Here is a 21890-nt window from a genome sequence, read left to right on the forward strand (position 1 = left end):
AGAAGTGGCAAGGCGGGCATCGTGGGGCGCGCTCTCGGGTTCGCGGCGGTGGCCTGCGCGGTCGCTCTGGGGCGCTCTGCGCGGCTGCCGGGTGGATGGGTTGATGAGTTCGTCCGGTGGCGTGGCGTGGTGTGCCCGTGGGGCTAAAGGCGCTCGATCTGCCGCGCTGCGGCGTCCAGGGCGTCGGCAATCGCGTGGATCTGCGCCTCGGCCAGCGGCTCGCGCGCCAGCCGCAGGTGCAGCGCATGGCGCAGGTTGTGCACCGCGCGCTCGATCGGCGCCGGCCGCTCGCCGTGCCCGCCGCCGCCGCCACGCATCGGCAGGCCGCTGGCCATGCGGGCCAGCAGCGCGTCCACCTCGGTCCGGTGCTCGGCCAGGTGATCGCGCCCGGCATCGGTCAGCGTGTGCAGCTTGCGGCCGCCGTCGGCGCTGACGGTCACGTGGCCCATCTCTTCCAGCAGCGTGAGCGTGGGGTAGATCACGCCCGGGCTGGGGCTGTAGGCGCCGTTCAATCGTTCTTCGATGGCCTTGATGAGCTCGTAGCCGTGGCGCGGCTTGTCGGCGATGAGTTGCAGCAGCACGAGCCGCAAACCGCCATGGCCGAAAACGCGGCCGCCGCCGCGCCGCTCAAGGGAAGAAGGCGGGCGCGCATCCAGAAATTCGTGTTTCATCATGGCAATTAGATATATCTAAAAACTGAAAGATATATCTTTTTTGAATGCCAGCGGGGCGGCTGTTTGGTATCCCTGCTGGTCTCATGGTCGGCGAAGTGGCCGGGGTTCTACCCGTTCCGGTGATCCTGTTCGGAATCTGGCCAGTTCTTTCGCACCCCGGGCCGTCGCTTTGCTGGGACATCGGTAGCTTCTTCATTTTTTCGGCAAACGCCGGCAGGAGGTGTCCCATGCCCGTCCAACGCACGGAATTTCCCGGTGTCTACATCCATACGCCCGGGCCTCGGGAGGCGGGCGTCCGCACCAGCGAGCAACTGGACGCTCTCCAGTCCAAAAACCAGGATTTCGTGCATCGCAACGAAGGAGCGCTGGCGCAACTGGCGTCCAAATCTTCCGGCCGGACTTTGCTGCGGCAGATCGAGTCCATCACCACCATGGCGCCCCGAAAACGCGTAGTGCTGACGCCTTCGCAAGGTGGCTGGCCGCATGCGCTTTCTTGCCAGCAGAGCGCTGGGAACACGCAGTTGCGGCCCATGGACAACTGGGGCGACATCGACAGCTACATGAGCCGGCGTCCATCGGATGATCCGTTCATGCCCGAGGTGGCCGCCGCCCCGATGCCTGGCAGGGAGATCCCCGGAGCCGATGAAGTGTGGATCAACACGGACCCGAACATCGGAATGAAGTTTTCATCCGAAGCCTCGGACGAATATGAATTGAGTGCAGACCATTACGTCGCAACGCTGGGACACGAAATGATCCATGCGCGGGACAGCCTGCACGGCATCCAGCCACGCCGCTCGGAAGACACCTCGACTTCTGCCCATCAGGGCTCGGACCGTCCGCTGGAAAAAGCGCTGCTGCCTGTGGAGCTGCGCACGATCGGCGTCGGTCCTTATGCCGACGAGGTTCCTTCAGAAAACTCCATCCGAAGAGAGCATGGGCTGACGCCACGCAGGAGCTATCACGGCTTCACCGATGACCATTGATCAACGGAAGCCTTCAAGCCAGCGCCGCCGCGTGCCCGCGCGTGAAGGCCTCTTCGAACACCGAGTAGCCCGACCAGTCCGCATGTGCGAACGCCAGTCGGGCGGTGCCGGGCGTGGGCGGCACGGCGATCCGCTCTCCATTCGATAGCGCATAGCGCTTGCTGGACGGGCGCTGGGGCACGATTTTGCTCAGGAACGCCTGCGTGCCCGGCACGGGGACGGACATGGCGTGGCCGTAGCGCGTGATCTCCATGCGCTTGGCGCGCTGGGCCAGGTCGGGGTGCGGCGCGGCCAGGCCGGTGAGGATGGCGTCGCGCCATTGCGCCCAGGGCTTGTCGGCCAGTTGCTGGCGGCCGTCGGCCATGTCGCCCAGCGCCTGGTAGTAGGTCAGCACGGTGGCGGCCGGGCGCGGGTCCAGCCGCTGGTGGCCGGCGTTCACGTAGCCCAGGCCGCCGGGGGTGGGGTCGGCATAGAGCACGTTGTCCCAGGCGGGGGCGGCGCCTTCGCGGTCTGCCAGCGGCGCGTCGATGTGGATGTTGGCCACCAGCCAGGGTGACCACGACAGGCGCTGCGCCGCCTGCTGCAGGAAAGCCGGCGGGTTGCGCACCACGCGCGCCGCGATGAAGACCGGCAGCGCCACGATGCAGCGGCGCGCCTGCCAGCGCTCCACGCTCTCGCTGGCATGGTGGAACACGTCCACCTCCACGCCCTGGCGGGTTTCCTCGATGCGCAGCACCGAACTGCCGGTGCGCAGCTGCCCACCGGCCTGCAGCGGCGCGGCCAGGCGCTGGGTGAGCCAGCCGTTGCCCTCGGGCCAGGTGAGCACCCCCTCGCGGTCTTCGGTGGCCGCATCGCCGGGCGCATGGAAACCGTGGCGGCTGGCGAAGTAGTGGATGCCGGCCCAGGCCGAAACGCGCGCCGTGCCGGCGCCGTAGTCGTCGCGGCAGCAGTAGTCCAGGTACCAGCGCAAGTGGGTGTCGTCGAAACCTTCCTGCTCCAGCCATGCTATGAAAATAATAGCATCCAGCCCTAGATGTATCTGCGCCAGAGGCTGATTTGGCTTCCACCCTTTCAGCGCGGGCATGGTGAAGGGCGCCGCGCGGCTCAGCTCGGCCACGCGGGCGGAAAAGCGCCGGTACTGCGCCAGCGTTTCGGCGCCCACGCCCTGCACGGGCAGCAGCCCGTCCTGCCACTGGCCCTGAAAGAACAGGCGCTCCTGGGGGCTGTGGCACAGGTGGCGCTCGTCGTAGCGCCAGCGGCCGGCCACGCGCTGGCGCAGGCCCAGTTCTTCCAGCAGGTCCTGCACCTCGCGGGCGCTGTCGCCCGGCACGGGCAGGTAGTGCGCGCCCAGCGGGCAGGCGATGCCGGCCACGCTGCCGGCGCGGCTGTTGCCGCCGGCGGTGTCTTCCAGCTCCAGCACCACGAAGTCGTCGGTGCCGGCCAGGCGCAGCGAACGCGCGGCCGCCAGGCCCGCCACGCCGCCGCCGGCGACCACCACCTGGGTGCGCCGCACGATGTCGGGCTCGATCGGCCCGCCTTTTTGGAGCCGGTCGCGCAGCGCATGGCCGCGCGCCATGTCGATGCCGGCAAAGCCGCCTTCCAGTTCGGGCGGCGCACCGCAACCTGCGAGGGCGGCAGCGGCCGAGGTGGCCGAAGCGGCAAGGAATTGGCGGCGTTGCATGGTGGGCGAGGCGGCCGGGCGGGCGGCGCGTTCAGTGGGCCGCCACCTTACCCCACTCCTGTTCGTAGGTGTGCACCAGCACCTGGTTCGACAGCCGGTTGACCTCGGCCGGCACGCGCGCCATGTCGCGCGGAAAATCGAACAGCAGCGCCAGCGTCGGCACCGACAGAAAACGCAGCCCTTCGGGCAGCGTTTCGGGCAAATGCCAGGGCCGGCGACTGGCGATCACGAAGCCCCATTCGCCGAAGCTGGGTACATGCGCGTGGTACGGCGCCGTGCGCAGCCCCAGCGATTCGATGGTCTGCACCACCGTCCAGAAGCTCTGCCGCGCCACCAGCGGCGAGGTGGTCTGCACCACCGCGTAGCCGCTGGCGGACAGGCGCCGTTCCAGCAGGGCGTAGAAGCTGTTGGTGTAGAGCTTGCCGATGGCGAAGTTGGTCGGGTCGGGGAAGTCCACCACGATCACGTCGAACATGCCGTCGCTGTCCTTGTTGCCGTTGGCGGTGGCCGTGGCCGCTGCGCCGTCCTGCAGCCACTGGAACGCATCCGTGTTCACCACGTGCACCTTGGGGTTGGACAGCGCCCCGCCGTTCAGCCGCGCGAGCGTGGGGTCGTCGGTGAACAGCCGCGTCATCGCCGGGTCCAGCTCGACCAGCGTGACCGATTCGACCGACGGGTACTTGAGCACCTCGCGCACCGCCATGCCGTCGCCGCCACCCAGCACCGCCACGCGCCGCGGCCCCGCGCCGCCCGAGGCGAACGCCGCCATTGCCGGGTGCACCAGGGCCTCGTGGTAGCGGTACTCGTCGCGCTCGGCGAACTGCAGGTTGCCGTTCAGGTACAGCCGGTGCCCCGCCTTGCCCTCGGTCACGACGATGCGCTGGTACGGCGTGGCGCGGCTCACGACGATGCGGTCCTGGTAGAACTTGTCCTCGGCGAAGCGCGTGATGTGCTCCGCCCCCACCAGCCCCGCCAGCAGCACGCCGAAGACCGCCACGCAGGCCAGCACGTGCGCCCGCAGGCGCCGCAGCTCGTGGCGAAACAGCCAGACCGCCCACATCGCCACCGCCGCGTTCATCAGGCCGAACAGCAGCCCGGTGCGGATCAGCCCCAGGTGCGGCACCAGCAGCAGCGGAAACGCCAGCGACACCGCCAGCGCGCCCAGGTAGTCGAACGTGAGCACCTGCGAGACCAAGTCTTTCAGCACCGCGTTGCGCTTCAGGATGCGCATCACCAGCGGAATCTCCAACCCCACCAGCGTGCCCACCAGCATCACCATGCCGTACAGCAGCACGCGGAACGCGCCCGGCGCATAGGCATTGGCGAGAAACAGCGTGGCCGGCAACGCGCCACCCACCAGCGCCACCAGCAGTTCGATGCGCAGGAAGTGCGCAGGCAACTGCCGCTCGAAGTACCGCGACAGCCACGATCCCACGCCCATGGCGAAAAGGTAGGTGCCGATGATGGTGGAGAACTGCAGCACCGAATCGCCCAGCACGTATGAGGCGAGCGCGCCGGCCGCGAGTTCGTAGAGCAGGCCGCACGCGGCGACGACGAAGACGCTGGCGAGCAGCGCGATGTCGATGGGGCGGGGCCGCTGGGGCGTGAGATCGCGTGGGCTCAAGGTGCCACGTGGGGGCTGGTCTTCGGTCATGGAATGGGTTTCAGCCGGCCGCGGCCGGTGCGTTCGGGGCTTCGGCCGCGCCGGCGCCAGGCATCGTATGAAAGCATCCTTCAATACGCTGGCGCTGTATTCAAGCGTTCTTTAATGGCACCTCCGGCCACTCACAGTGCAGCCAGGGGGCTCGCACGGGCCGCGATCAGCCCTCACCCCCCGTGGATCGCCGCTGCCACGATGATGCTGATCCCCAGGCACATGGCGGCCACCACCATGGCGAGGGCCTTGTTCTGTTTCTCGACGATCTCGGCCCACAGGTCGTAGGGCGTGATCTTGTCGATGATGATGAAGCTCACCCAGAACACGAAGACGCCGATGAGCGCGAACAGGATGGAGCCGAAAAACGCGGCGGGCCGCAGCCATTCAAGAGCCATGATTGACCTCCGTCAGATGAAAAGTGGATGCAACAAGAGAGCGCGGGGGCGTTGCCGTGCCGTCATTTGTGCCCGCCCCCGCTGGAATACCCGCCGAAGGAGCCGCCCGAGCTGCGGTATCCGCCGCCCGACGATCCCGAGCAGTTGCTCATCAGCAGCAGGATGATGATGAGGATGACCGCTATGACGATGATGGTCATGCAGCCCATGCTGGTGGCGCTGGCCAGCGGCGCGGCATCCGCGCGCTGGAACAGGTCTTTTTGCCCGTCCAGCTTGAAGGCCTGGGCCACGACGGCGCTGTCGATCTTGCTGCCGCTGGACCAGGTGATCTCGCGCGGGGTCTGCTCCATCGACAGCAGGCCGCGGCCGGTGCTGCTGGCGAAGTCGCGGTTGGCGCTCTTCTGGCCGCGCTCCACGGGCCAGTAGAACTCGCCGGAGACATACGTGGTTTCGGCGTCGTACTGGCTCGACAGGCGGTAGGTGGTGCCCAGGTAGGTGGCGCTCTGGCCGCCGCCGGTCATCTGCGGCGCGCCGGTGGCGGGCCGCACCAGGCTCCAGCCGTCGCTCGCATCCACCAGGAAGGCGAAGCCGCGCTTTTGGTTGTAGAGCAGGTATTCGTCCCAGCCGAAATACTCGTCGTCGCCCGGCTCCACTCCCATGCGGTGTTGAAAGCCCACGACCTGCCAGTGCACCCCTTCCAGCTGCCCGACCTTGCCCAGCGGGATGAGCGGGCGCACCGGCTCGTCCTGCTCGGCGTGGCGCAGTTCGCCACCCAGGCCGCTGGAGAGGTCGATCAGGCTGTTGCACGACGGGCAGGTCAGGCTCTTGGTGGTGCCCAGCTTCACGGGCACCGGGGCGCCGCAGTGGGGGCAGTTGAACTGGCGGCCTTTTTCGTCCTTGGCGGACGCGTCCTTCAGGCCCTGCAGCTTGAGGTCGTCCAGCTGCACCGCCCGGCCGCGGTCCACCTTCGGGGGCGCGCTGCCGTAGTCGATCGACAGCACCTCGCCGTCGGCGCTGCGCAGCTCGACCATGCTGAAGGGCTGGCCCAGCGGAGGCAGCTTGGGCAGTTCGCCCTGCGCGGAAATCAACTGGGCCTGCACGTTGGCGGCCACGCTGTAGGCCTTGCCGGCCACCGCCGTGGTCATGCCGACGCGGAACTGCTCGGCCGCCGGCAGGTCGCGCCCGGCCGTGGCCGGCCGCGTGAACACGTAGGCGCCGTTGTCCTCGCCCAGTGTGGCGGTGGTGCCGTCGTCCAGGAACGCGTTCCACTCGGTCCAGGTGCCGGTGTCGCCCTTGTATTGCAGGCGCCCGATCAGCGTGAAGGGCAGGTCTTGCCCGTCCAGCGTGATGCGGCCACTCGCCATAAGCTGCAGCGGGCTGTGGTCGTCGAAGACCTCGGCCATCTTGCCCACGCGCGTGAGCACCTCGCCGCTGCGCACCACCGTGCTCTGGCAGTAGGGGCAGACGGCGTGCGTGGATTGCGCGCTTTTGAATTCGACCGGTGCGCCGCAGCCGGGACAAGGCGCGCGGTAGGTGCGCTGGGTGCCGCTCTCGGCCATGTTTTGTTGGAGTGTTTTTGGCCCCCTGCGCAGGTATTACCTGGGCAGGATGCTATTCAATCGATAGCGAAAACTAGACCAGCTTCTTGAGCAGTTCGGCCTTCTTGGCGTCGAACTCTTCCTGCGTGAGGATGCCCTTGGCTTTGAGTTCGCCCAGCTTCTCCAGCGTGGCCATCACGTCTTCGGGCTTGACGCCCGCGGCCGGGGCGGCCGCCACGGCGGCGACCTGCTGCGCTGCGGCGCCCGCGCCCTGCCCCTGCAGGCCCTGCTGCAGGTTCTGCGCCAGCACCTGGCCCAGCGCCACGCCGGCGCCCAGGCCCATGGCGTCGCCGGCAATGCCGCCGCCGCCGTTGCCCGAGCCTTCGGCGAACTTCGGAATCGCCTGCGCCGTCTGGTACTGCATGAACTTGCCCATGTCGTTGCCGACCATCCCCATGCCGATCTTCTGGTCCAGGATCTTCTGCAGCTCTTCGGGCAGCGAGACGTTCTGCACCGTCATGCTTTCCAGCAGCAGGCCAATCTTGGCGAACGCGGGCTGCAGCTCCTTGGCCAGCGCGTCGGCGAACATCACCTGGTTGGCGGCGAGGTCCAGAAACGGCAGGCCACTGCCCGCGATGGCGTTGCTGATGTTCTGCAGCACCAGGCCGCGCAGTTGTCCGTCGACTTCGGAGACGGTGTATTCAGCGCGCGTGCCCGAGATTTCGGTGTGAAAGAGCTTGGGGTCGGCCACGCGGAACGCATAGTTGCCGAAGGCGCGCAGGCGCACGGCGCCGAAGTCCTTGTCGCGGATGGTGATGGGCTGCGGCGTGCCCCATTTCTGGTCCACCTGCTGGCGCGTGCTGAAGAAGTACACGTCGCTCTTGAACGGGGATTCGAAGAGCTTGTCCCAGTTGCGCAGGTAGGTGAGCACCGGCAGCGTCTGCGTGGTCAGCTTGTAGGTGCCGGGGCCGAAGACGTCGGCGACCTGGCCCTCGTTCACGAAGATCGCCATCTGCGATTCGCGCACCACCAGCGTGCCGCCGTTCTGGATTTCCATGTCCCGCATCGGGAAGCGCCAGGCCAGCGTGCCGTCGCTTTCCTCCGTCCACTGGATGATGTCGATGAACTGTTTCTTGATGAAGTCCATGAGGGCCATGCGGTGCTCCGGTTCGCGGTACAGAGGTTGAAAAGTGCGGCCATCATAGCGGCGCACCGGCGCTTGGCTATCGCCGTGTTGGAGACGATCAATTGGCGTTCGCCAATGCGAATCACTAGCATTCATGCAGTTGTTCGTTTCGCATTCGAGATCGCCCCACAGGAGTCCGCCATGTCCCGCATCCGCCAAGCCACGCTCCGCAACCTGCCCACCCTGATGAAGACGGGCAGCTACTACCTCATCCACATCTGCGTGGCCGCCCTGGTGGCCTACGCCGTCACCGGCAACTTGATCGCTTCGATCACGCTCAGCCTGCTGGAGCCCACGGTGCAGGCCGTGGCGTTCTTCTTCCACGAAAAGGCGTGGGAGCGTGCCGCTCGCCGCCGTGCGGCCGAGGGCGGCGCGCCTTTGGCCGCGTGAGGACCGCCATGCGAACCGATGCGTTGCAGCCGCGCCAGCCATCTGAGCCGGCCGGCGTGCCGTTTCAGAAATGGCTGATCGAGCGGCTGGCGGGCCTCGTCGGCGCGCCTGGATGATTTGAGGGATTGACGGGGCTCAGGCCCGGGTGTCGAGCAGCGAACCCATCATGCGGTCTTCGGTACGCAGCACCTGCAGGTTGGCCTTGAATGCGTAGGTGGCCGACATCTGCTCGACCGCATCGGCCTCGGGCGATGCGCCTTCCTGTGCCGCACGGCCAACGCGGGTGGTGGCGACGCCGCCCTGCCCGGCCACGGCCTCCTGGTCCACCGTCTGGCGCTTGAAACCAGGGGTGTTCATATTGGCCACGTTGTTCGCCGAAGCGTCCATGCGCACCTGGGCGGCGCGCAGACCGGAAGCGGCAATCGAGGAAACAGAGGCCATGGGAGTGCTCCGGTGGAGGACGGTGGGAAGTGGGCGGATTATCCGCCGCACCGGCAGCCATGACCAGCCCGTCAGTCGGCGTTCACGTAGTCGGGGTGGCGGGCGCAGATCTCATCCACCTGGCTGAGCGTGCCGGACAGGTGAGCGCGCAGGGCCTCCTGGGCGCCGGCCGCATCCCCGCGCGCGATGGCGTCGGCGATGCGGCGGTGGTCGGCCAGCACCGATTGCGCCTTGCCCACGCTGGGCAGGTGCAGGTGGCGCAGCCGGTCCACATGGCCCGAGTGGCTGCGCACCAGCTCCCACAGGCGCGGCACCTCGGCCGCCTCGTACATCAGGCGGTGGAACGCCTGGTCCGCCTGCGAGAACGCATCGGGCTGCAGCGGCTCGGCCACGGCCTGCATCACGCCGATCTGGGCCTCCAGGCGCTGGGCGATCGCCGCGCCGCCCTGCAACGCCAGGGTGCGCACCACTTCCAGCTCGATGGAGCGGCGCAGGTAATGCGCTTGCCGCGCGGCCGGCACGTCGATGCGGCTCACCACCGTGGCGTGCTGCGGAAAGATGTCCACCAGCCCTTCTTCGCCCAGCCGCATGAGCGCATCGCGCACGGGCGTCTGGCTGATGCCGAAGCGCTCGGCCAGTTCGGCGCGCGCCAGCACCGTGCCGGGCGTCAGGTCCAGCGAGACGATGGCGGCGCGCAGCTTTTCGAAGATCTGCGGTGCCGCGTGGCGCGACCGGTCGAGGCGGACTTTGTCTCTCACATTCATAAGCGGCGGATTGTGGCATCGCACTGTTTTGACGCACTAATATATTAGTGCTTTAATGCGCCAACCTTGTGATGGAGCCTATGACGACGACACGCCGCACCCCCGAGTCCCTGCGCAGCGCCCGCTGGTTCGCCCCCGACGATCTGCGCTCTTTCGGGCACCGCTCCCGCATCATGCAAATGGGTTACGCGCCCGAAGACTGGGTGGGCAAGCCCATCATCGCCATCGTCAACACGTGGTCCGACATCAACCCCTGCCACGGCCATTTCAAGCAGCGGGTGGAAGACGTCAAGCGCGGCGTGCTGCAGGCGGGCGGCTTTCCCATCGAACTGCCGGCCATCTCGCTGGCCGAGGCGTTCGTCAAGCCCACCACCATGCTCTACCGCAACATGCTCGCGATGGAGACCGAAGAGCTGCTGCGCAGCCACCCGGTCGATGGTGCGGTGCTGATGGGCGGCTGCGACAAGACCGGCCCCGGCCTGCTGATGGGCGCCATCAGCATGGGCCTGCCTTGCATCTTCGTGCCCGCCGGTCCCATGCTGCGCGGCAACTACAACGGCCAGGTGCTGGGCTCGGGCTCGGACGCGTGGAAGCTCTGGGACGAGCGCCGTGCCGGCCAGATCACGCAGACGCAGTGGCTGGGCGTGGAGGGCGGGATCGCCCGCAGCCATGGCACCTGCATGACCATGGGCACCGCCAGCACCATGACCGCGATCGCCGAGGCCATCGGCATGACGCTGCCGGGCGCTTCGTCCATCCCCGCGCCCGACGCCAGCCACGTGCGCATGAGCGCCGAAAGCGGCCGCCGCATCGTCGAGATGGTGTGGGCCGACCAGACGCCCGCGCAGCTGCTGAGCCGTGAATCGTTCCTGAACGGCATCAACGTGGCCATGGCCGTGGGCTGCTCCACCAATGCCATCGTGCATTTGGTGGCCATGTCGCGCCGCGCGGGTGCGCACTGCGCCGTCACGCTGGAGGATTTCGACGCCGCCAGCCGCCACGTGCCCGTGATCGCCAATGTGCGGCCCAGCGGCGAAACGTACCTGATGGAAGACTTCTATTACGCCGGTGGCCTGCCGGGGCTGATGTCTCGCATGCCGCAACACCTGCATCTGGGCGCGCGCACCGTCACCGGCCGAACGCTGGGCGAGAACATCGCGGGCGCCGGCGTGTTCAACGACGATGTGATCCGCCCTTTGGACAATCCCATCTACGCCGAAGGCGCGCTCGCCGTGCTGCGGGGCAACCTTGCGCCGGACGGCGCCGTCATCAAGCCCAGCGCCTGCGCGCCGCACCTGCAGCAGCACACCGGCCCGGCACTCGTGTTCGACGACTACCCCAGCATGAAGGCCGCGGTGGAAGACCCCGACCTCGACGTGACGGCCGACCACATCCTGGTGCTGCGCAACGCCGGCCCGCAGGGCGGCCCCGGCATGCCCGAGTGGGGCATGCTGCCCATACCGACGAAGCTGGTTCAGCAGGGCGTGCGCGACATGCTGCGCCTGTCCGACGCGCGCATGAGCGGCACCAGCTACGGCGCCTGCATCCTGCATGCCGCACCCGAGGCCTACATCGGCGGGCCGCTGGCGCTCGTGAAAACCGGTGACCTCATCACCGTGGACGTGCCCGCGCGCCGCATCCACATGGAAGTGAGCGACGAAGAACTCGCCCGCCGCCGCGCCGCCTGGACGCCGCCGCCTGCGCGCTTCCAACGCGGCTACGGCTGGATGTTCAGCCGCCACATCCTGCAGGCCGACCAGGGCTGTGACTTCGACTTTCTTGAAACCGGCTTCGGCGCGCCCGTGCCCGAGCCCGACATCTTCTGAGCCCCTTCTTCCCGCAAAAACCGACTCCTCTTTTGCACTGGACACCCATGCCCCTGAACCCCGCCACCCGCGAGTTGCTCGCCCACGTCAGCACCGCCACGCTGTGCACCGCCCTGTTCAAGAAGGGGCTGCGCAACCAGTTCCTGCAGAACGTGCACCCGCTGCGCGGCGGCCGCGCCAACATGGTGGGCGAGGCGTTCACGCTGCGCTACATCCCGGCGCGTGAAGACCTGAACACCATCGCCGTTTTTCAAAACCCCGACCATCCGCAGCGCAAGGCGGTGGAAGACTGCCCGCCCGGCGCCGTGCTCGTCATTGACAGCCGCAAGGACGCGCGCGCCGCATCCGCCGGCTCCATCCTCGCCTCGCGCCTCATGAAGCGCGGCGTGGCCGGCCTCGTCACCGACGGCGGCTTTCGCGACACGCCCGAAATCGCCGCGCTGGAAATGCCCGCCTACCACCAGCGGCCCTCTGCCCCCACCAATCTCACGCTGCACCAGGCCATCGACATCAACGTGCCCATCGGCTGCGGCGACGTGGCCGTGTTCCCGGGCGACGTCCTGGTAGGTGACGGCGAAGGCGTCATCGTTATTCCCGCGCACATGGCCGACGAGATCGCCGCCGAGGCCACCGAGATGACGGCCTTCGAAGACTTCGTGACCGAAAAGGTGCTGGAAGGCCGCTCGATCATCGGCCTGTACCCACCCACCGACCCCGCCACCCACGGCGACTTCGCCGCCTGGCGCACCGCGAAAGGCCGCTGACACCGCGCCCTCCTCTTCATCTCGGCGCCGCCTTCGCGCGGCCTTTCCTCTTTCTCGCATCGCAGCATTCACACAACGACACCGGAGACAAAACCATGCGATTCCTTTCCCACACTGCCCTGCTCAGCCTCGCGGCCCTGGCGCTGCCGCTCATGGCCCCGGCCACGGCCAGCGCGCAAGAATGGCCTGCGGCCAAGCCCATCACCTACGTCGTGCCCTTCACGCCCGGCGGCTCCACCGACATCATCGGCCGCGTGCTCGCCAACAAGCTGGGCGAGGCGCTCAAGCAATCGGTCGTGGTGGAGAACAAGCCCGGCCAGGCCGGCGGCATCGGCGCCTCGTACGTGGCCAAGGCCACGCCCGACGGCTACACGCTGTTCGGCGGCACCATCAGCACCCACGCCATCAACGCCAGCCTGTACAAGAACCTCTCGTACAACCCCGTCAAGGACTTCGAGCCCGTCGCGCTGGTGGCCACGCTGCCCAACGTGCTCATCGTCAACCCCGCACTGGGCGTGAACTCGGTGAAAGAGCTGATCGAACTGCTCAAGAAAGACCCGTCCAAGCGCATGTTCGCCTCGTCCGGCGCGGGCACTTCCACCCACTTGGCAGGCGAAATGTTCGGCGACCTGATCGGCGTGAAGCTCACCCATGTGCCCTACAAAGGCACACCGCCCGCGCTCACCGACGTGGCCGCTGGCCAGGTCTCGTTCATGTTCGACCAGATGACCGCCGCCCTGCCCCTGGCCAAGGCCGGCCGCGTCAAGCTCCTGGCCGTGACCACCGGCCAGCGCATCGCCCTCGCGCCCGAGCTGCCCACCATGATCGAGTCCGGCGTGGCCGGCTTCGAGATGTCGTCCTGGCAAGCCGTGTACACCCCCAAAGGAACGCCCAAAGCCGTGGTGCAGCGGCTGAACGCCGAGATCGTGAAGGCGCTCAAGCAGCCGGACGTGGTGGACAAGCTGCATACCCAGCTGGGCATGGACATCGTGGGTAGCACGCCAGAAGCGCTGGCGGCGCACATGGCGAAGGAGATTCCGCGGTGGGCGGAGCTGGTGAAGAAGTCGGGGGCTTCGGCGGACTGAGCGCAGGTTTTCGCTGTGAACTGAAGGAGGGCTCGCCAACGCGGGCCTTCTTCGTTTCACGGCTGTGCGTGCGCCCCCACCAGACACCGCTGAAACGCCTGCGCCGCCCTCGGCGGCTCGGGTGACCTTCGCAGCAGGCTTACGAACTGGCAGTCATAACGCAGCGCCTCGGGCCGAACGGCTTGCAGGCGGCCTGTGCGCTCGAAGGCCTCGGCGTAGTGGTCGGGCAGAAATCCCAGGTAGCGGCCTGACAGCACCAGCGTGGCGATCGATTCCTGGTCGAAGCCCGTGGCGGCGCGCGTGAGGCGGGCCTGGTGGCTCAGTTCCATGTTGGGCGAGTGGTAGCCCAGACCGGCGAAAGGGTGTGCGCGCACGGCGTCCCAGTCGAGCGCTGAGTGGTCCGCTCCGAACAGCGGGTGGCCTGCGCCGCAGTACAGCAGCATGGTTTCGCCGAACAGGTCGGTGTACAGCAGGCTTTGCGAGGCGCGGTGGGCGGGGATGATGCCAACCTGGTAGGTGCCGTCGATCACGCCGCGCTCGATGGCGTTGATGGAGCCCACGTGCATTTGCAAGTGCACGTCCGGCGCCAGGGCGGTGAAGGCGGCAATCGCTTCGCCGATGCGGGCTGCGGGGTTGCTGGCGGTCTTGTCGAAGACGGCGATGGCCAGTTGGCCGCCCATGCGCGAATGGATGTCGTCCACGCTGTCGCGAAAGCCTTGCACGGCGGCCAGCAGGCGCAGGGTTTCGTCGTACACGCGCTGGCCTTCCGGGGTGAGCGCGAAGCCCGCGCGGCCGCGCCGGCACAGGGTCATCCCCAGGCGGGTTTCCAGATCTTTCACGTGGCGGCTCACGGTGCTGGTACCGATGTTCAGCTCCAGTTCGGCAGCCGCCATGCCGCCGCAATCGACCACGCTCTTGAAGACCTGCAGCAGGCGCAGGTCCATGTCGCTCAACTGGCCGAGCACGGCCCGTTCGCGCGATGCCTGGGCGGGGGGCGAGGCTGCGGGCGTGGCTTTGCTTTTAGGGGGAGACGTGGCTGGAGCAAGGGGGGGCGGGTTGCGGGGCACGGCGGCTTCCTTTACTTGCATGAATCGTCAAGTAAACATTGATATCTGTCTATTTGAGAGATTATCGGCGGCCGGAACAATGGGGCCACCCGCTGGCTGGGGCGCGCCGCTTTTCGGCCCCGTCGGCACTTCTGCCTTCTGCTTTCCTTCTCCTTGATTGGATCGACCATGAGCTTCACCGTCCTCGATTCCGCCCCCGAAGCCACCGCGCCGCGCATGGACGCCGCCTGGCTGGACGCGCACTGGATGCCCTTCACCGCCAACCGGCAGTTCAAGGCGCAGCCGCGCATGATCGTCTCGGGCCAGGGCGCCTACTACACCGATTCCGAAGGCCGCAAGATCTTCGACGGCCTCTCGGGTCTGTGGTGTGCGGGGCTGGGGCATGGCCGCAAGGACGTGGCCGAGGCGATCGGCAAGGCGGCCGCGACGCTCGATTACGCGCCGGCCTTCCAGTTCGGCCATCCTGCCTCGTTCGCGCTGGCCAACAAGATCAAGGAACTGACGCCCGCGGGGCTGGATTACGTGTTCTTCACCGGCTCGGGTTCTGAGTCGGCCGACACGTCGCTGAAGATGGCGCGGGCCTACTGGCGCGCCAAGGGCCAGGGCAGCAAGACGCGCCTGATCGGCCGCGAGAAGGGCTACCACGGCGTGAATTTCGGCGGCATTTCGGTCGGCGGCATGGTGGGCAACCGCAAGACCTTCGGCCAGGGCGTGGAGGCGGACCACCTGCCGCACACGCAGCCGGCGATGGGCTCGTTCGTGAAGGGCATGGCCGAAGAAGGCGGCCGGGCGCTGGCCGACCGGCTGCTGGAGGTGATCGCGCTGCACGACGCATCCAACATCGCGGCGGTGATCATGGAGCCGTTCTCGGGCTCGGCCGGCGTGGTGATTCCGCCGAAGGGCTACCTGGAGCGCATCCGCGAGATCTGCACGCAGAACAACATCCTGCTGATCTTCGACGAGGTCATCACCGGCTTCGGCCGCTGCGGCGCGTGGACGGGATCGGAGGCCTTCGGCGTGACGCCCGACATCCTGAACTTCGCCAAGCAGGTGACCAACGGCGCGCAGCCGCTGGGCGGCGTGGTAGCAGCCAAGGAGATCTACGACACGTTCATGGCGCAGGGCGGCCCCGAGTACATGCTGGAGTTCCCGCACGGCTACACCTATTCGGCCCACCCCGTAGCCTGCGCCGCCGGCCTGGCGGTGCTCGACATCTTGCAAAAGGAAGACATGCCCGGCCGCGCCAAGGCGCTGGCCCCGTATTTCGAGGAGGCCGTGCACAGCCTCAAGGGCGCGCAGCACGTACTGGACATCCGCAACTACGGCCTGGCGGCCGGCTTCACCATTGCGCCGCTGCCGGGCGAGCCTGCCCGCCGGCCCTACGAGATCGCCATGAACTGCTGGAAGAAAGGCTTTTACGTGCGCTACGGCGGCGACACGATCCAGCTGGCCCCGTCGTTCATCAGCGAGCGCGCCGAGATCGACCGGCTGGTCAATGCCCTGGGCGACGCGCTGGCCGAGACGGCTTGACGGCTTGATGGCCACTTCGTCCACCTGATCGATTGCTATTTTTTTAATAGCCATGTGCCCTAGCGGAATATGCGCTGGAGGCACTTTTCATTCATATCCCTCCATTCCGGTTCCATTCCCATGCACCAAGACCAGAACGTCACCGCCACCGTCGGCCATTTGATCGACGGCCAGATCGTGGCCGATACCGCCCGCACGCAGCCGGTGTTCAACCCTGCCACGGGCCAGTCCTCCACCAGCGTGGCGCTGGCCTCGCAGGCCACGGTGGAGCAGGCCATCGCCTCGGCCGAGGCCGCTTTCCCGGCCTGGCGCAACACGCCGCCGCTCAAGCGCGCGCGGGTGATGTCCAAGCTCAAGGTGCTGCTGGAAGAGCACGCCGACGAGATCGCCGCGCTGATCACCGCCGAGCACGGCAAGGTGCTGAGCGATGCGCATGGCGAGCTGCAGCGCGGCATCGAGAACGTGGAATACGCGAGCTACGCGCCGGAACTGCTCAAGGGCGAGCACAGCCGCAACGTGGGCCCGAACATCGATTCGTGGAGCGAGTTCCAGGCGCTGGGCGTGACCGCCGGCATCACGCCGTTCAACTTTCCGGCGATGGTGCCGCTGTGGATGTGGCCGATGGCCGTGGCCTGCGGCAACACCTTCGTGCTGAAGCCCTCCGAGCGCGACCCGAGCAGCACGCTGTTCATCGCGCAGCTGGCGTTGGAAGCGGGCCTGCCGCCCGGCGTGCTCAACGTGGTCAACGGCGACAAGACGGCGGTGGACACGCTGCTGCGCGATCCGCGCGTGAAGGCGGTGAGCTTCGTCGGCTCCACGCCGATCGCCGAATACATCTATTCGGAAGGCTGCAAGCACGGCAAGCGCGTGCAGGCCCTGGGCGGCGCGAAGAACCATGCGGTGCTGATGCCCGATGCCGACGTGGGCAACGCGGTGAGCGCGCTCATGGGCGCGGCCTACGGATCGTGCGGCGAGCGCTGCATGGCCATTCCGCTGCTGGTGGCCGTGGGCGATGCAGTGGGCGACGCCGTGATCGAGGGGCTGAAGACCGAGATCGCGAAGATGAAGGTCGGCCCCGGCACGCAGACCGACAACGGCGGCAACGACATGGGCCCGCTGGTCACGCAAGCGCACTTCGAGAAGGTGAAGGCCTATGTGGACAGCGGCGTGGAAGAAGGCGCCACGCTGGTGGTCGATGGCCGCGGCATGAAGGTGGCGGGGCATGAGGCCGGCTACTTCCTCGGCGCCTGCCTGTTCGACCACGTGAAGCCCGGCATGAAGATCTACCAGGAAGAGATCTTCGGCCCCGTGCTGGGCGTGGTGCGCGTGAAGACGCTGCAGGAAGCCATGCAGCTCATCAACGACCACGAATACGGCAACGGCACCTGCATCTTCACGCGCGACGGCGAGGCCGCCCGCTATTTCACGGACCACATCCAGGTCGGCATGGTGGGGGTGAACGTGCCGCTGCCCGTGCCGGTGGCTTACCACTCGTTCGGCGGCTGGAAGCGCAGCCTGTTCGGCGACCTGCATGCCTACGGCCCCGATGCCGTGCGCTTTTACACCAAGCGCAAGACCATCACGCAGCGCTGGCCCTCGGCCGGCGTGCGCGAAGGCGCGGTGTTCGCCTTCCCGAGCAGCCGCTGACGAAAAGCGCAGCGACCCGTGGCGCGCAAGGCGCCCGGGCCGCTGTGTGGCCTGCCGGGCGATCCCGGCTCAGGCGAGTGGTGTGCGGACGGCTTTGGCGCGCGATCAGTCCGATCAGCGCGGCAGCACGGTCACCGCGTTGCGGGCCTGGTCGGTGCTGAACATCACGCGCAGGTTCTTCGCCGGCACGCCGCGCGACACCAGTTCCTTGCGCACGGCCAGGGCACGGGCCAGGGCGATTTCGCGGGCGTTCTTGGCGGCCTTGCGGTCGGCGTAGCCCTTGATCTCCCAGCGCTGAGCGCCGGCCTTGTCGGCCGTCAGGATATCGAGCAGCGCTGGCGTGTCGGCCGGCAGTTCGGTCTCCAGGCCCGAGAACTCGGCCACGGTGCCGTCTTCAGGAATGCGCAGTGGCTCCGGCTCGGGGGCGGGTGCCGGTGCGGCAGGTGCCGGGGCGGGCGTTGCCGCGGCCTGGGCCGTGGTGTCGGCTGCTGCGGCATTGGCATCGGCGTTGCTCGACGTGTTGGCGCAGCCGCCCAGAAGCGCGGCGCTGAAAAGAAGGCCCAGGAGTTGGCTGTGAGAGGTCATGAAGATCACCTGTTGCTGTGAATGAAAAGGGTTCGTCGGAAAGGCCGGTGGCCCGGCCGATGCATGGGATAGGGTGGGCGGCGGATCACTCCACCAGTTGCCAGAAGGTCACGCTCGCGAACTTGGCATCGTTCGCCCAGGGGTCCCAGATGGTCTTGGTGCCCTTGCTGCGGGCGCCCTCCCAGTTGCCCAGCGAGGTGGACATGGCGGGCGGATAGCTTCCGCGGCTGCGCAGCGTTTCGGTCTTGCCGCCCCGGGTGTACGAATAGCCGCCTGCGGCCTGATCGGGGCCCGGATAGACCACGATGACGTGGCCGTTGCCCGATTCCTTCTTGCCCCCGACGATGAGCGCGCCGCCCCGGGCCAGGGCGCCCACTTGCGAGGCGGCGGCCGCGCGCCAGTGGCGCTGGCCCTGCACATGGTCCATGAGCGCGTTGGCGTTCATCCAGGGCTGGTCGGGCAGGTACTGCTGGATCACGTGCCAGACGGCATGGCTGCAGGAGTTGGGGTACAGGTCGGCGGCCTTGTCGCAGGCTTGTTTCAGCTTGGCGACGGCAGTGGCGTCTACGGGCATGGGGTCTTGTCCTGGTCCGGCGATGGGGCCGAGGGCGTGGTGGGGGTTGCGAGGTAATGGCGGGTCTTGGCGTCCCACCGCAGCGTGGGCAGGCGGTAGTCGCCACCGGCTGCGGGCGAACGCACCTGCAGCTGGATCTCCTGCGGCAGGCCGGCGCGCCACCGGCCGGGGCGCACTTCCAGTTCTTCGGGCGGATCGACCGGAAACAGATGCGGCAACTGGCCGAGGCAGCGGCCGCCTTCATCCACCAGCTGGGGCAGCGGAAACCGCTCCCACGGCGCATCGGCGGGTAAGCCGCGGTAGTGCTCGTCCGTGAACACTGCCAGCAGGCGCACTTTCGGCGGGGCCTTGCCGGCGCCGCTTTGCGCCAGGGAGCACACGCGCACTGCGGCGCGGTAGGGCTCCCAGGTGGTGGGCAGGGGCAGGTCGGTGCCCGCCGGCTTGCACTGGGCCGGATCGACTGCCGCAGGGGCTTTCGTACCGGCCTGGGCCGCGGTGAGCAGCACGGCGGCCGCCAGCCATCCGGCCCACGGAAGAACTGCGTTCATGGTGCGTTAGAAGAATGAAAAGGAATGTATCGGCCCGCTGAGCTGGCAGCGCCCTCCCGGTCGCTGCAGCCCGCAGGCGCGAAGTGTCGCCGCGGATGCCTACAAATCCGTGGCAATGGTTCCGAAAGATACCAATTGATTCAAAAATAACACCCGCCAACACCAAGCACTGAGGCGGCGATCCCTTCAGCGCTACCGCACGTGGGCGGAGCGCGGACTGCGCAGCGTGTCGGCATCCAGGATCAGCCGGCCCTGAATGCGGCCTTTCATGCGCTTGACGCTGCTGGCGGCGTCCTGCATGTGGCGCGCCATCAGTTCGCGCACCTTGGCCGCATCCCGTGCGCGCGCCGCTTGCACGATCTCGCGGTGGAAGTTGGCGTTGGCCTCGCCGAAGCGCCGGTGCTCCGACTTCGGGGTGCGGTTGCCGTACACGATGAGCTGGCGCAGCATTTCGTTGATCAGCTCGCAGGTGAAGCGCAGAAACGGGTTGGGGTTGGCGGCCGCCAGGATGTCGTGGAAGTTCACGTCCTCGCGGCGCTGGCTCAACAGGTCTTCGCTGCTGGAGTTGGGGTCGCAGCAGGCGATGCTGTGTTCCAGCGCTTCGAAGTCGGCCTCGGTCAGGTGGGGCACGGCGCCTGCGGCCAGCTCGGGCTCCAGAAACTGGCGCACGGCGTAGATGTTGTCGATCGTCACGTCCTGGAAAAACAGGTAGTTCTGCAGGAACTGCAGCGTGCGGTCCAGCGACACCTCGGCGATGGTGCCGCCGCCCGAAGGGCCCGTGGAGATGGTCACCAGGCCCTGTACCTCCAGCGATTTGAGCGCCTCGCGAATCGTGCCCTTGCTCACCTCGAACTGCGCCTGCAGTTCGCTCTCGCGCGGCAGGCGGTCGCCGGGGCTGAGGTTCTTTTCGGTGATCAGCCGCTTGATCTCCTGCGCCACCAGGTCGGGGCGCTTCAGGGGCTTGATCGGCTTGCCGGCGGGCGGTTTCGTGGCCATGGTGCGTTGCTGGTTGGAAAGAAGTGGAAGGGCGCAGTGCGGTGCCACGCACCCGGCGGTCGCTTCCGTGGTGCAGTGTATGCACCAGGGCCGTGCACCTGTTGGTCTGGCAGGGTTTACCTGCACGCGATTTGTTCTATTTATCACTATAAATAGGAAAAACGCATGGCACGCGGTGTGCTTTGCAAAAAGCCATGCCCCGCAACCGGCCACCCGGCCCAACCCCACACAGGAGCCCTTTCATGCACCGTCGTCAACTCTTGCAACTTTCGGCACTGGGCGCGCTGCCCGCTTCGCTGGGCCTCGTGCACAGCGCCTGGGCGCAGTCCACGGGCGCGATCCAGTTCGGCTGCCCGGTGCCCATGTCGGGCGCCTTCGCAGCCAACGGCAAGTTCGCCGACCTCGGCATGAAGCTGGCCATCGAGCAATACGGTTCGGCCCTGAAGCGCCCCCTGGCCTACACGGTGCTGGACACCGAAGGCAAGCCCGCCACGGCCGTGCGCAAGGTGCAGGAGTCGTCGCAGCAGCAGGGCACGCGCTTTTTCGCGGGCGGCATCCTGTCGTCCGAATCGCTGGCCATGGGCAAGGAGGCCGAGAAGGCGGGCGGCATCTTCATCACCACCGCCGGTGCCGACGAAATCACGGGCAAGGACTGCAATGCCGCCACGTTCCGCTGGTCGGTGCCGACGTTCGGCGCCATCGAGCAGACCGTGCGCCCGCTGGTCGAGGCCAACCCCAAGGCCAAGCGCTGGTACACGATCACGCCGCAATACGTGTTCGGCGACGGCCTCCTGTCGGCTGCCAAGAACATCTTCAAGGAAAAGGGCCTGGAGCACGTGGGCAACAGCTACCACTCGCTGGCCGAGAAGGAATTCAGCGGCTACCTCACCAACGCCATGGCCGCCAAGCCCGACGTGCTGCTGCTGCTGAACTTCGGCTCGCAGTCGTCCGATGCGCTGCGCCAGGCCGTGAGCTTCGGCATGCACAAGAACATGACGATCCTGATCGCCTGGGCGTCGGGCCTGGAGCAATTCGAATCGCTGGGTGCCGACCTGTGCGAGGGCGTGTATTTCGGCGCGCAGTACTGGCACACCGCCGATGCGCCGCTGAACCTGGAACTGGTCAAGCGCAGCAACGACAAGTTCAAGGCCAACCCCAACTACAGCCTGGCGGGCTCGTACATCTGCACCAAGCTGCTGATCGACGGGATCATCAAGGCCGGCACGGTGGACCAGAAGGCCGTCATCGCCGCGCTGGAGGGCATGAAATACGCCGGCCTCACAGGCGAGGAAGAGGTTCGCAAGGGCGACCATCAGGTGCTCAAGAACTACTACCTGCTCAAGGGCAAGCCCAAGGCCAAGATGGCCAACAAGGACGACTACGTGGACGTGGTGAGCTCCGGCAAGTCGTTCCTGCCGGTCGATCAGACGGGTTGCAAGCTCGCCTGACCGGACCCCGGCTGGACCCTGGCCGGGCGCAGCCGCCGCGCGCTGCGCCCTGTGGTGCTCCTCAACCGGCCCCCCCCCCGCGCGGGCGGGCCCTTCCTTCTCTCCTAT

Annotated in this window: 21 protein-coding genes; 8 read left to right on the forward strand and 13 right to left on the reverse strand. The window is 67.4% G+C overall.

Features of this window, described 5'->3' with window-relative positions:
* Positions 1–143: 143 nt before the first annotated feature.
* Positions 144–674, reverse strand: coding sequence for a PadR family transcriptional regulator (locus BLT03_RS08400; RefSeq protein ID WP_092742359.1), 531 nt, complete (start codon positions 672–674; stop codon positions 144–146).
* Between the two features lie 227 nt (positions 675–901).
* On the opposite strand from BLT03_RS08400, the gene BLT03_RS08405 reads away from it, so the two are divergent.
* On the forward strand, positions 902–1660 hold the full coding sequence (locus tag BLT03_RS08405; RefSeq protein WP_092742360.1) for a M91 family zinc metallopeptidase: 759 nt from the start codon (positions 902–904) through the stop codon (positions 1658–1660).
* 13 nt (positions 1661–1673) lie between these two features.
* On the opposite strand, the gene BLT03_RS08410 is transcribed toward BLT03_RS08405, so the two are convergent.
* The 5 genes from BLT03_RS08410 to BLT03_RS08430 form a co-directional block, all read right to left on the reverse strand.
* A complete protein-coding gene (locus BLT03_RS08410; protein WP_092742361.1) occupies positions 1674–3341 on the reverse strand; it encodes an FAD-dependent oxidoreductase in 1668 nt (555 codons plus the stop codon).
* Positions 3342–3372: 31 nt separating this feature from the next.
* Positions 3373–4995: a polyamine aminopropyltransferase gene (locus tag BLT03_RS08415; RefSeq protein ID WP_092742366.1), complete on the reverse strand. Its 1623-nt coding sequence runs from the start codon at positions 4993–4995 to the stop codon at positions 3373–3375.
* Positions 4996–5168: 173 nt separating this feature from the next.
* Complete coding sequence (locus BLT03_RS08420; RefSeq protein WP_175537702.1) at positions 5169–5393, reverse strand: DUF350 domain-containing protein; 225 nt, start codon at positions 5391–5393, stop codon at positions 5169–5171.
* Positions 5394–5455: 62 nt separating this feature from the next.
* Positions 5456–6952, reverse strand: coding sequence for a DUF4178 domain-containing protein (locus BLT03_RS08425; RefSeq protein ID WP_092742371.1), 1497 nt, complete (start codon positions 6950–6952; stop codon positions 5456–5458).
* 73 nt (positions 6953–7025) lie between these two features.
* Positions 7026–8087, reverse strand: coding sequence for an SPFH domain-containing protein (locus tag BLT03_RS08430; RefSeq protein ID WP_092742372.1), 1062 nt, complete (start codon positions 8085–8087; stop codon positions 7026–7028).
* 171 nt (positions 8088–8258) lie between these two features.
* Between BLT03_RS08430 and BLT03_RS08435 the strand changes: the two genes are divergently transcribed.
* Positions 8259–8507 (forward strand): DUF2061 domain-containing protein, encoded by a 249-nt coding sequence (locus BLT03_RS08435; RefSeq protein ID WP_092742373.1) that lies wholly within the window; start codon positions 8259–8261, stop codon positions 8505–8507.
* 135 nt (positions 8508–8642) lie between these two features.
* Here the strand turns inward: BLT03_RS08435 and BLT03_RS08440 are convergent, their stop codons facing one another.
* Together BLT03_RS08440 and BLT03_RS08445 are read right to left on the reverse strand one after the other, a co-directional pair.
* On the reverse strand, positions 8643–8948 hold the full coding sequence (locus tag BLT03_RS08440) for a flagellar basal body rod protein FlgC (protein ID WP_092742374.1): 306 nt from the start codon (positions 8946–8948) through the stop codon (positions 8643–8645).
* A 71-nt stretch (positions 8949–9019) separates the two neighbouring features.
* Positions 9020–9712 (reverse strand): GntR family transcriptional regulator, encoded by a 693-nt coding sequence (locus BLT03_RS08445; RefSeq protein ID WP_092742375.1) that lies wholly within the window; start codon positions 9710–9712, stop codon positions 9020–9022.
* A gap of 80 nt (positions 9713–9792) precedes the next feature.
* On the opposite strand from BLT03_RS08445, the gene araD reads away from it, so the two are divergent.
* The 3 genes from araD to BLT03_RS08460 all read left to right on the forward strand — a co-directional run bounded on the left by araD (position 9793) and on the right by BLT03_RS08460 (position 13387).
* Positions 9793–11538, forward strand: a complete 1746-nt coding sequence (gene araD / locus BLT03_RS08450; protein ID WP_092742376.1) for an L-arabinonate dehydratase — start codon at positions 9793–9795, stop codon at positions 11536–11538.
* 47 nt (positions 11539–11585) lie between these two features.
* The gene (locus BLT03_RS08455; protein ID WP_175537703.1) at positions 11586–12302 is read left to right on the forward strand and encodes a ribonuclease activity regulator RraA; all 717 of its coding nucleotides are present in this window, start codon (positions 11586–11588) and stop codon (positions 12300–12302) included.
* A 95-nt stretch (positions 12303–12397) separates the two neighbouring features.
* On the forward strand, positions 12398–13387 hold the full coding sequence (locus BLT03_RS08460) for a Bug family tripartite tricarboxylate transporter substrate binding protein (protein ID WP_092742377.1): 990 nt from the start codon (positions 12398–12400) through the stop codon (positions 13385–13387).
* 56 nt (positions 13388–13443) lie between these two features.
* Here the strand turns inward: BLT03_RS08460 and BLT03_RS08465 are convergent, their stop codons facing one another.
* Positions 13444–14475 (reverse strand): LysR family transcriptional regulator, encoded by a 1032-nt coding sequence (locus BLT03_RS08465; protein ID WP_092742385.1) that lies wholly within the window; start codon positions 14473–14475, stop codon positions 13444–13446.
* Between the two features lie 147 nt (positions 14476–14622).
* Between BLT03_RS08465 and aptA the strand changes: the two genes are divergently transcribed.
* Both aptA and BLT03_RS08475 read left to right on the forward strand, forming a co-directional pair.
* On the forward strand, positions 14623–15984 hold the full coding sequence (gene aptA, locus BLT03_RS08470) for an omega-aminotransferase AptA (RefSeq protein WP_092742388.1): 1362 nt from the start codon (positions 14623–14625) through the stop codon (positions 15982–15984).
* A gap of 120 nt (positions 15985–16104) precedes the next feature.
* Positions 16105–17631 (forward strand): CoA-acylating methylmalonate-semialdehyde dehydrogenase, encoded by a 1527-nt coding sequence (locus BLT03_RS08475; protein ID WP_092742391.1) that lies wholly within the window; start codon positions 16105–16107, stop codon positions 17629–17631.
* Positions 17632–17745: 114 nt separating this feature from the next.
* Here the strand turns inward: BLT03_RS08475 and BLT03_RS08480 are convergent, their stop codons facing one another.
* The 4 genes from BLT03_RS08480 to BLT03_RS08495 all read right to left on the reverse strand — a co-directional run bounded on the left by BLT03_RS08480 (position 17746) and on the right by BLT03_RS08495 (position 20334).
* The gene (locus BLT03_RS08480) at positions 17746–18216 is read right to left on the reverse strand and encodes an OmpA family protein (protein ID WP_245711289.1); all 471 of its coding nucleotides are present in this window, start codon (positions 18214–18216) and stop codon (positions 17746–17748) included.
* 85 nt (positions 18217–18301) lie between these two features.
* The gene (locus tag BLT03_RS08485; RefSeq protein ID WP_092742397.1) at positions 18302–18790 is read right to left on the reverse strand and encodes a hypothetical protein; all 489 of its coding nucleotides are present in this window, start codon (positions 18788–18790) and stop codon (positions 18302–18304) included.
* A complete protein-coding gene (locus BLT03_RS08490) occupies positions 18781–19338 on the reverse strand; it encodes a hypothetical protein (RefSeq protein WP_092742400.1) in 558 nt (185 codons plus the stop codon). Before BLT03_RS08490 ends, BLT03_RS08485 begins: the two co-directional genes overlap by 10 nt.
* Before the next feature lie 192 nt (positions 19339–19530).
* Positions 19531–20334 carry a FadR/GntR family transcriptional regulator gene (locus BLT03_RS08495; RefSeq protein ID WP_092742410.1) on the reverse strand — a complete coding sequence of 268 codons (804 nt, stop codon included), beginning with the start codon at positions 20332–20334 and terminating at the stop codon, positions 19531–19533.
* 242 nt (positions 20335–20576) lie between these two features.
* Here BLT03_RS08495 and BLT03_RS08500 point away from each other — a divergent pair, with 242 nt between their 5' ends.
* Entirely contained in the window at positions 20577–21782 is a 1206-nt protein-coding gene (locus BLT03_RS08500) for an ABC transporter substrate-binding protein (RefSeq protein WP_092742411.1), read from the forward strand.
* Positions 21783–21890 lie beyond the last annotated feature (108 nt).

The organism is Paracidovorax valerianellae (assembly GCF_900102625.1).
GTDB classification, from domain to species: domain Bacteria; phylum Pseudomonadota; class Gammaproteobacteria; order Burkholderiales; family Burkholderiaceae_C; genus Paracidovorax; species Paracidovorax valerianellae.

Bases quoted from the DNA above. Each gene is read 5' to 3' on its own strand.
- BLT03_RS08400 (WP_092742359.1), bottom strand. From the start codon at position 674: ATGATGAAACACGAATTTCTGGATGCGCGCCCGCCTTCTTCCCTTGAG.
- BLT03_RS08405 (WP_092742360.1), top strand. From the start codon at position 902: ATGCCCGTCCAACGCACGGAATTTCCCGGTGTCTACATCCATACGCCC.
- BLT03_RS08410 (WP_092742361.1), bottom strand. From the start codon at position 3,341: ATGCAACGCCGCCAATTCCTTGCCGCTTCGGCCACCTCGGCCGCTGCC.
- BLT03_RS08415 (WP_092742366.1), bottom strand. From the start codon at position 4,995: ATGACCGAAGACCAGCCCCCACGTGGCACCTTGAGCCCACGCGATCTC.
- BLT03_RS08420 (WP_175537702.1), bottom strand. From the start codon at position 5,393: ATGGCTCTTGAATGGCTGCGGCCCGCCGCGTTTTTCGGCTCCATCCTG.
- BLT03_RS08425 (WP_092742371.1), bottom strand. From the start codon at position 6,952: ATGGCCGAGAGCGGCACCCAGCGCACCTACCGCGCGCCTTGTCCCGGC.
- BLT03_RS08430 (WP_092742372.1), bottom strand. From the start codon at position 8,087: ATGGCCCTCATGGACTTCATCAAGAAACAGTTCATCGACATCATCCAG.
- BLT03_RS08435 (WP_092742373.1), top strand. From the start codon at position 8,259: ATGTCCCGCATCCGCCAAGCCACGCTCCGCAACCTGCCCACCCTGATG.
- BLT03_RS08440 (WP_092742374.1), bottom strand. From the start codon at position 8,948: ATGGCCTCTGTTTCCTCGATTGCCGCTTCCGGTCTGCGCGCCGCCCAG.
- BLT03_RS08445 (WP_092742375.1), bottom strand. From the start codon at position 9,712: ATGAATGTGAGAGACAAAGTCCGCCTCGACCGGTCGCGCCACGCGGCA.
- araD (WP_092742376.1), top strand. From the start codon at position 9,793: ATGACGACGACACGCCGCACCCCCGAGTCCCTGCGCAGCGCCCGCTGG.
- BLT03_RS08455 (WP_175537703.1), top strand. From the start codon at position 11,586: ATGCCCCTGAACCCCGCCACCCGCGAGTTGCTCGCCCACGTCAGCACC.
- BLT03_RS08460 (WP_092742377.1), top strand. From the start codon at position 12,398: ATGCGATTCCTTTCCCACACTGCCCTGCTCAGCCTCGCGGCCCTGGCG.
- BLT03_RS08465 (WP_092742385.1), bottom strand. From the start codon at position 14,475: ATGCAAGTAAAGGAAGCCGCCGTGCCCCGCAACCCGCCCCCCCTTGCT.
- aptA (WP_092742388.1), top strand. From the start codon at position 14,623: ATGAGCTTCACCGTCCTCGATTCCGCCCCCGAAGCCACCGCGCCGCGC.
- BLT03_RS08475 (WP_092742391.1), top strand. From the start codon at position 16,105: ATGCACCAAGACCAGAACGTCACCGCCACCGTCGGCCATTTGATCGAC.
- BLT03_RS08480 (WP_245711289.1), bottom strand. From the start codon at position 18,216: ATGACCTCTCACAGCCAACTCCTGGGCCTTCTTTTCAGCGCCGCGCTT.
- BLT03_RS08485 (WP_092742397.1), bottom strand. From the start codon at position 18,790: ATGCCCGTAGACGCCACTGCCGTCGCCAAGCTGAAACAAGCCTGCGAC.
- BLT03_RS08490 (WP_092742400.1), bottom strand. From the start codon at position 19,338: ATGAACGCAGTTCTTCCGTGGGCCGGATGGCTGGCGGCCGCCGTGCTG.
- BLT03_RS08495 (WP_092742410.1), bottom strand. From the start codon at position 20,334: ATGGCCACGAAACCGCCCGCCGGCAAGCCGATCAAGCCCCTGAAGCGC.
- BLT03_RS08500 (WP_092742411.1), top strand. From the start codon at position 20,577: ATGCACCGTCGTCAACTCTTGCAACTTTCGGCACTGGGCGCGCTGCCC.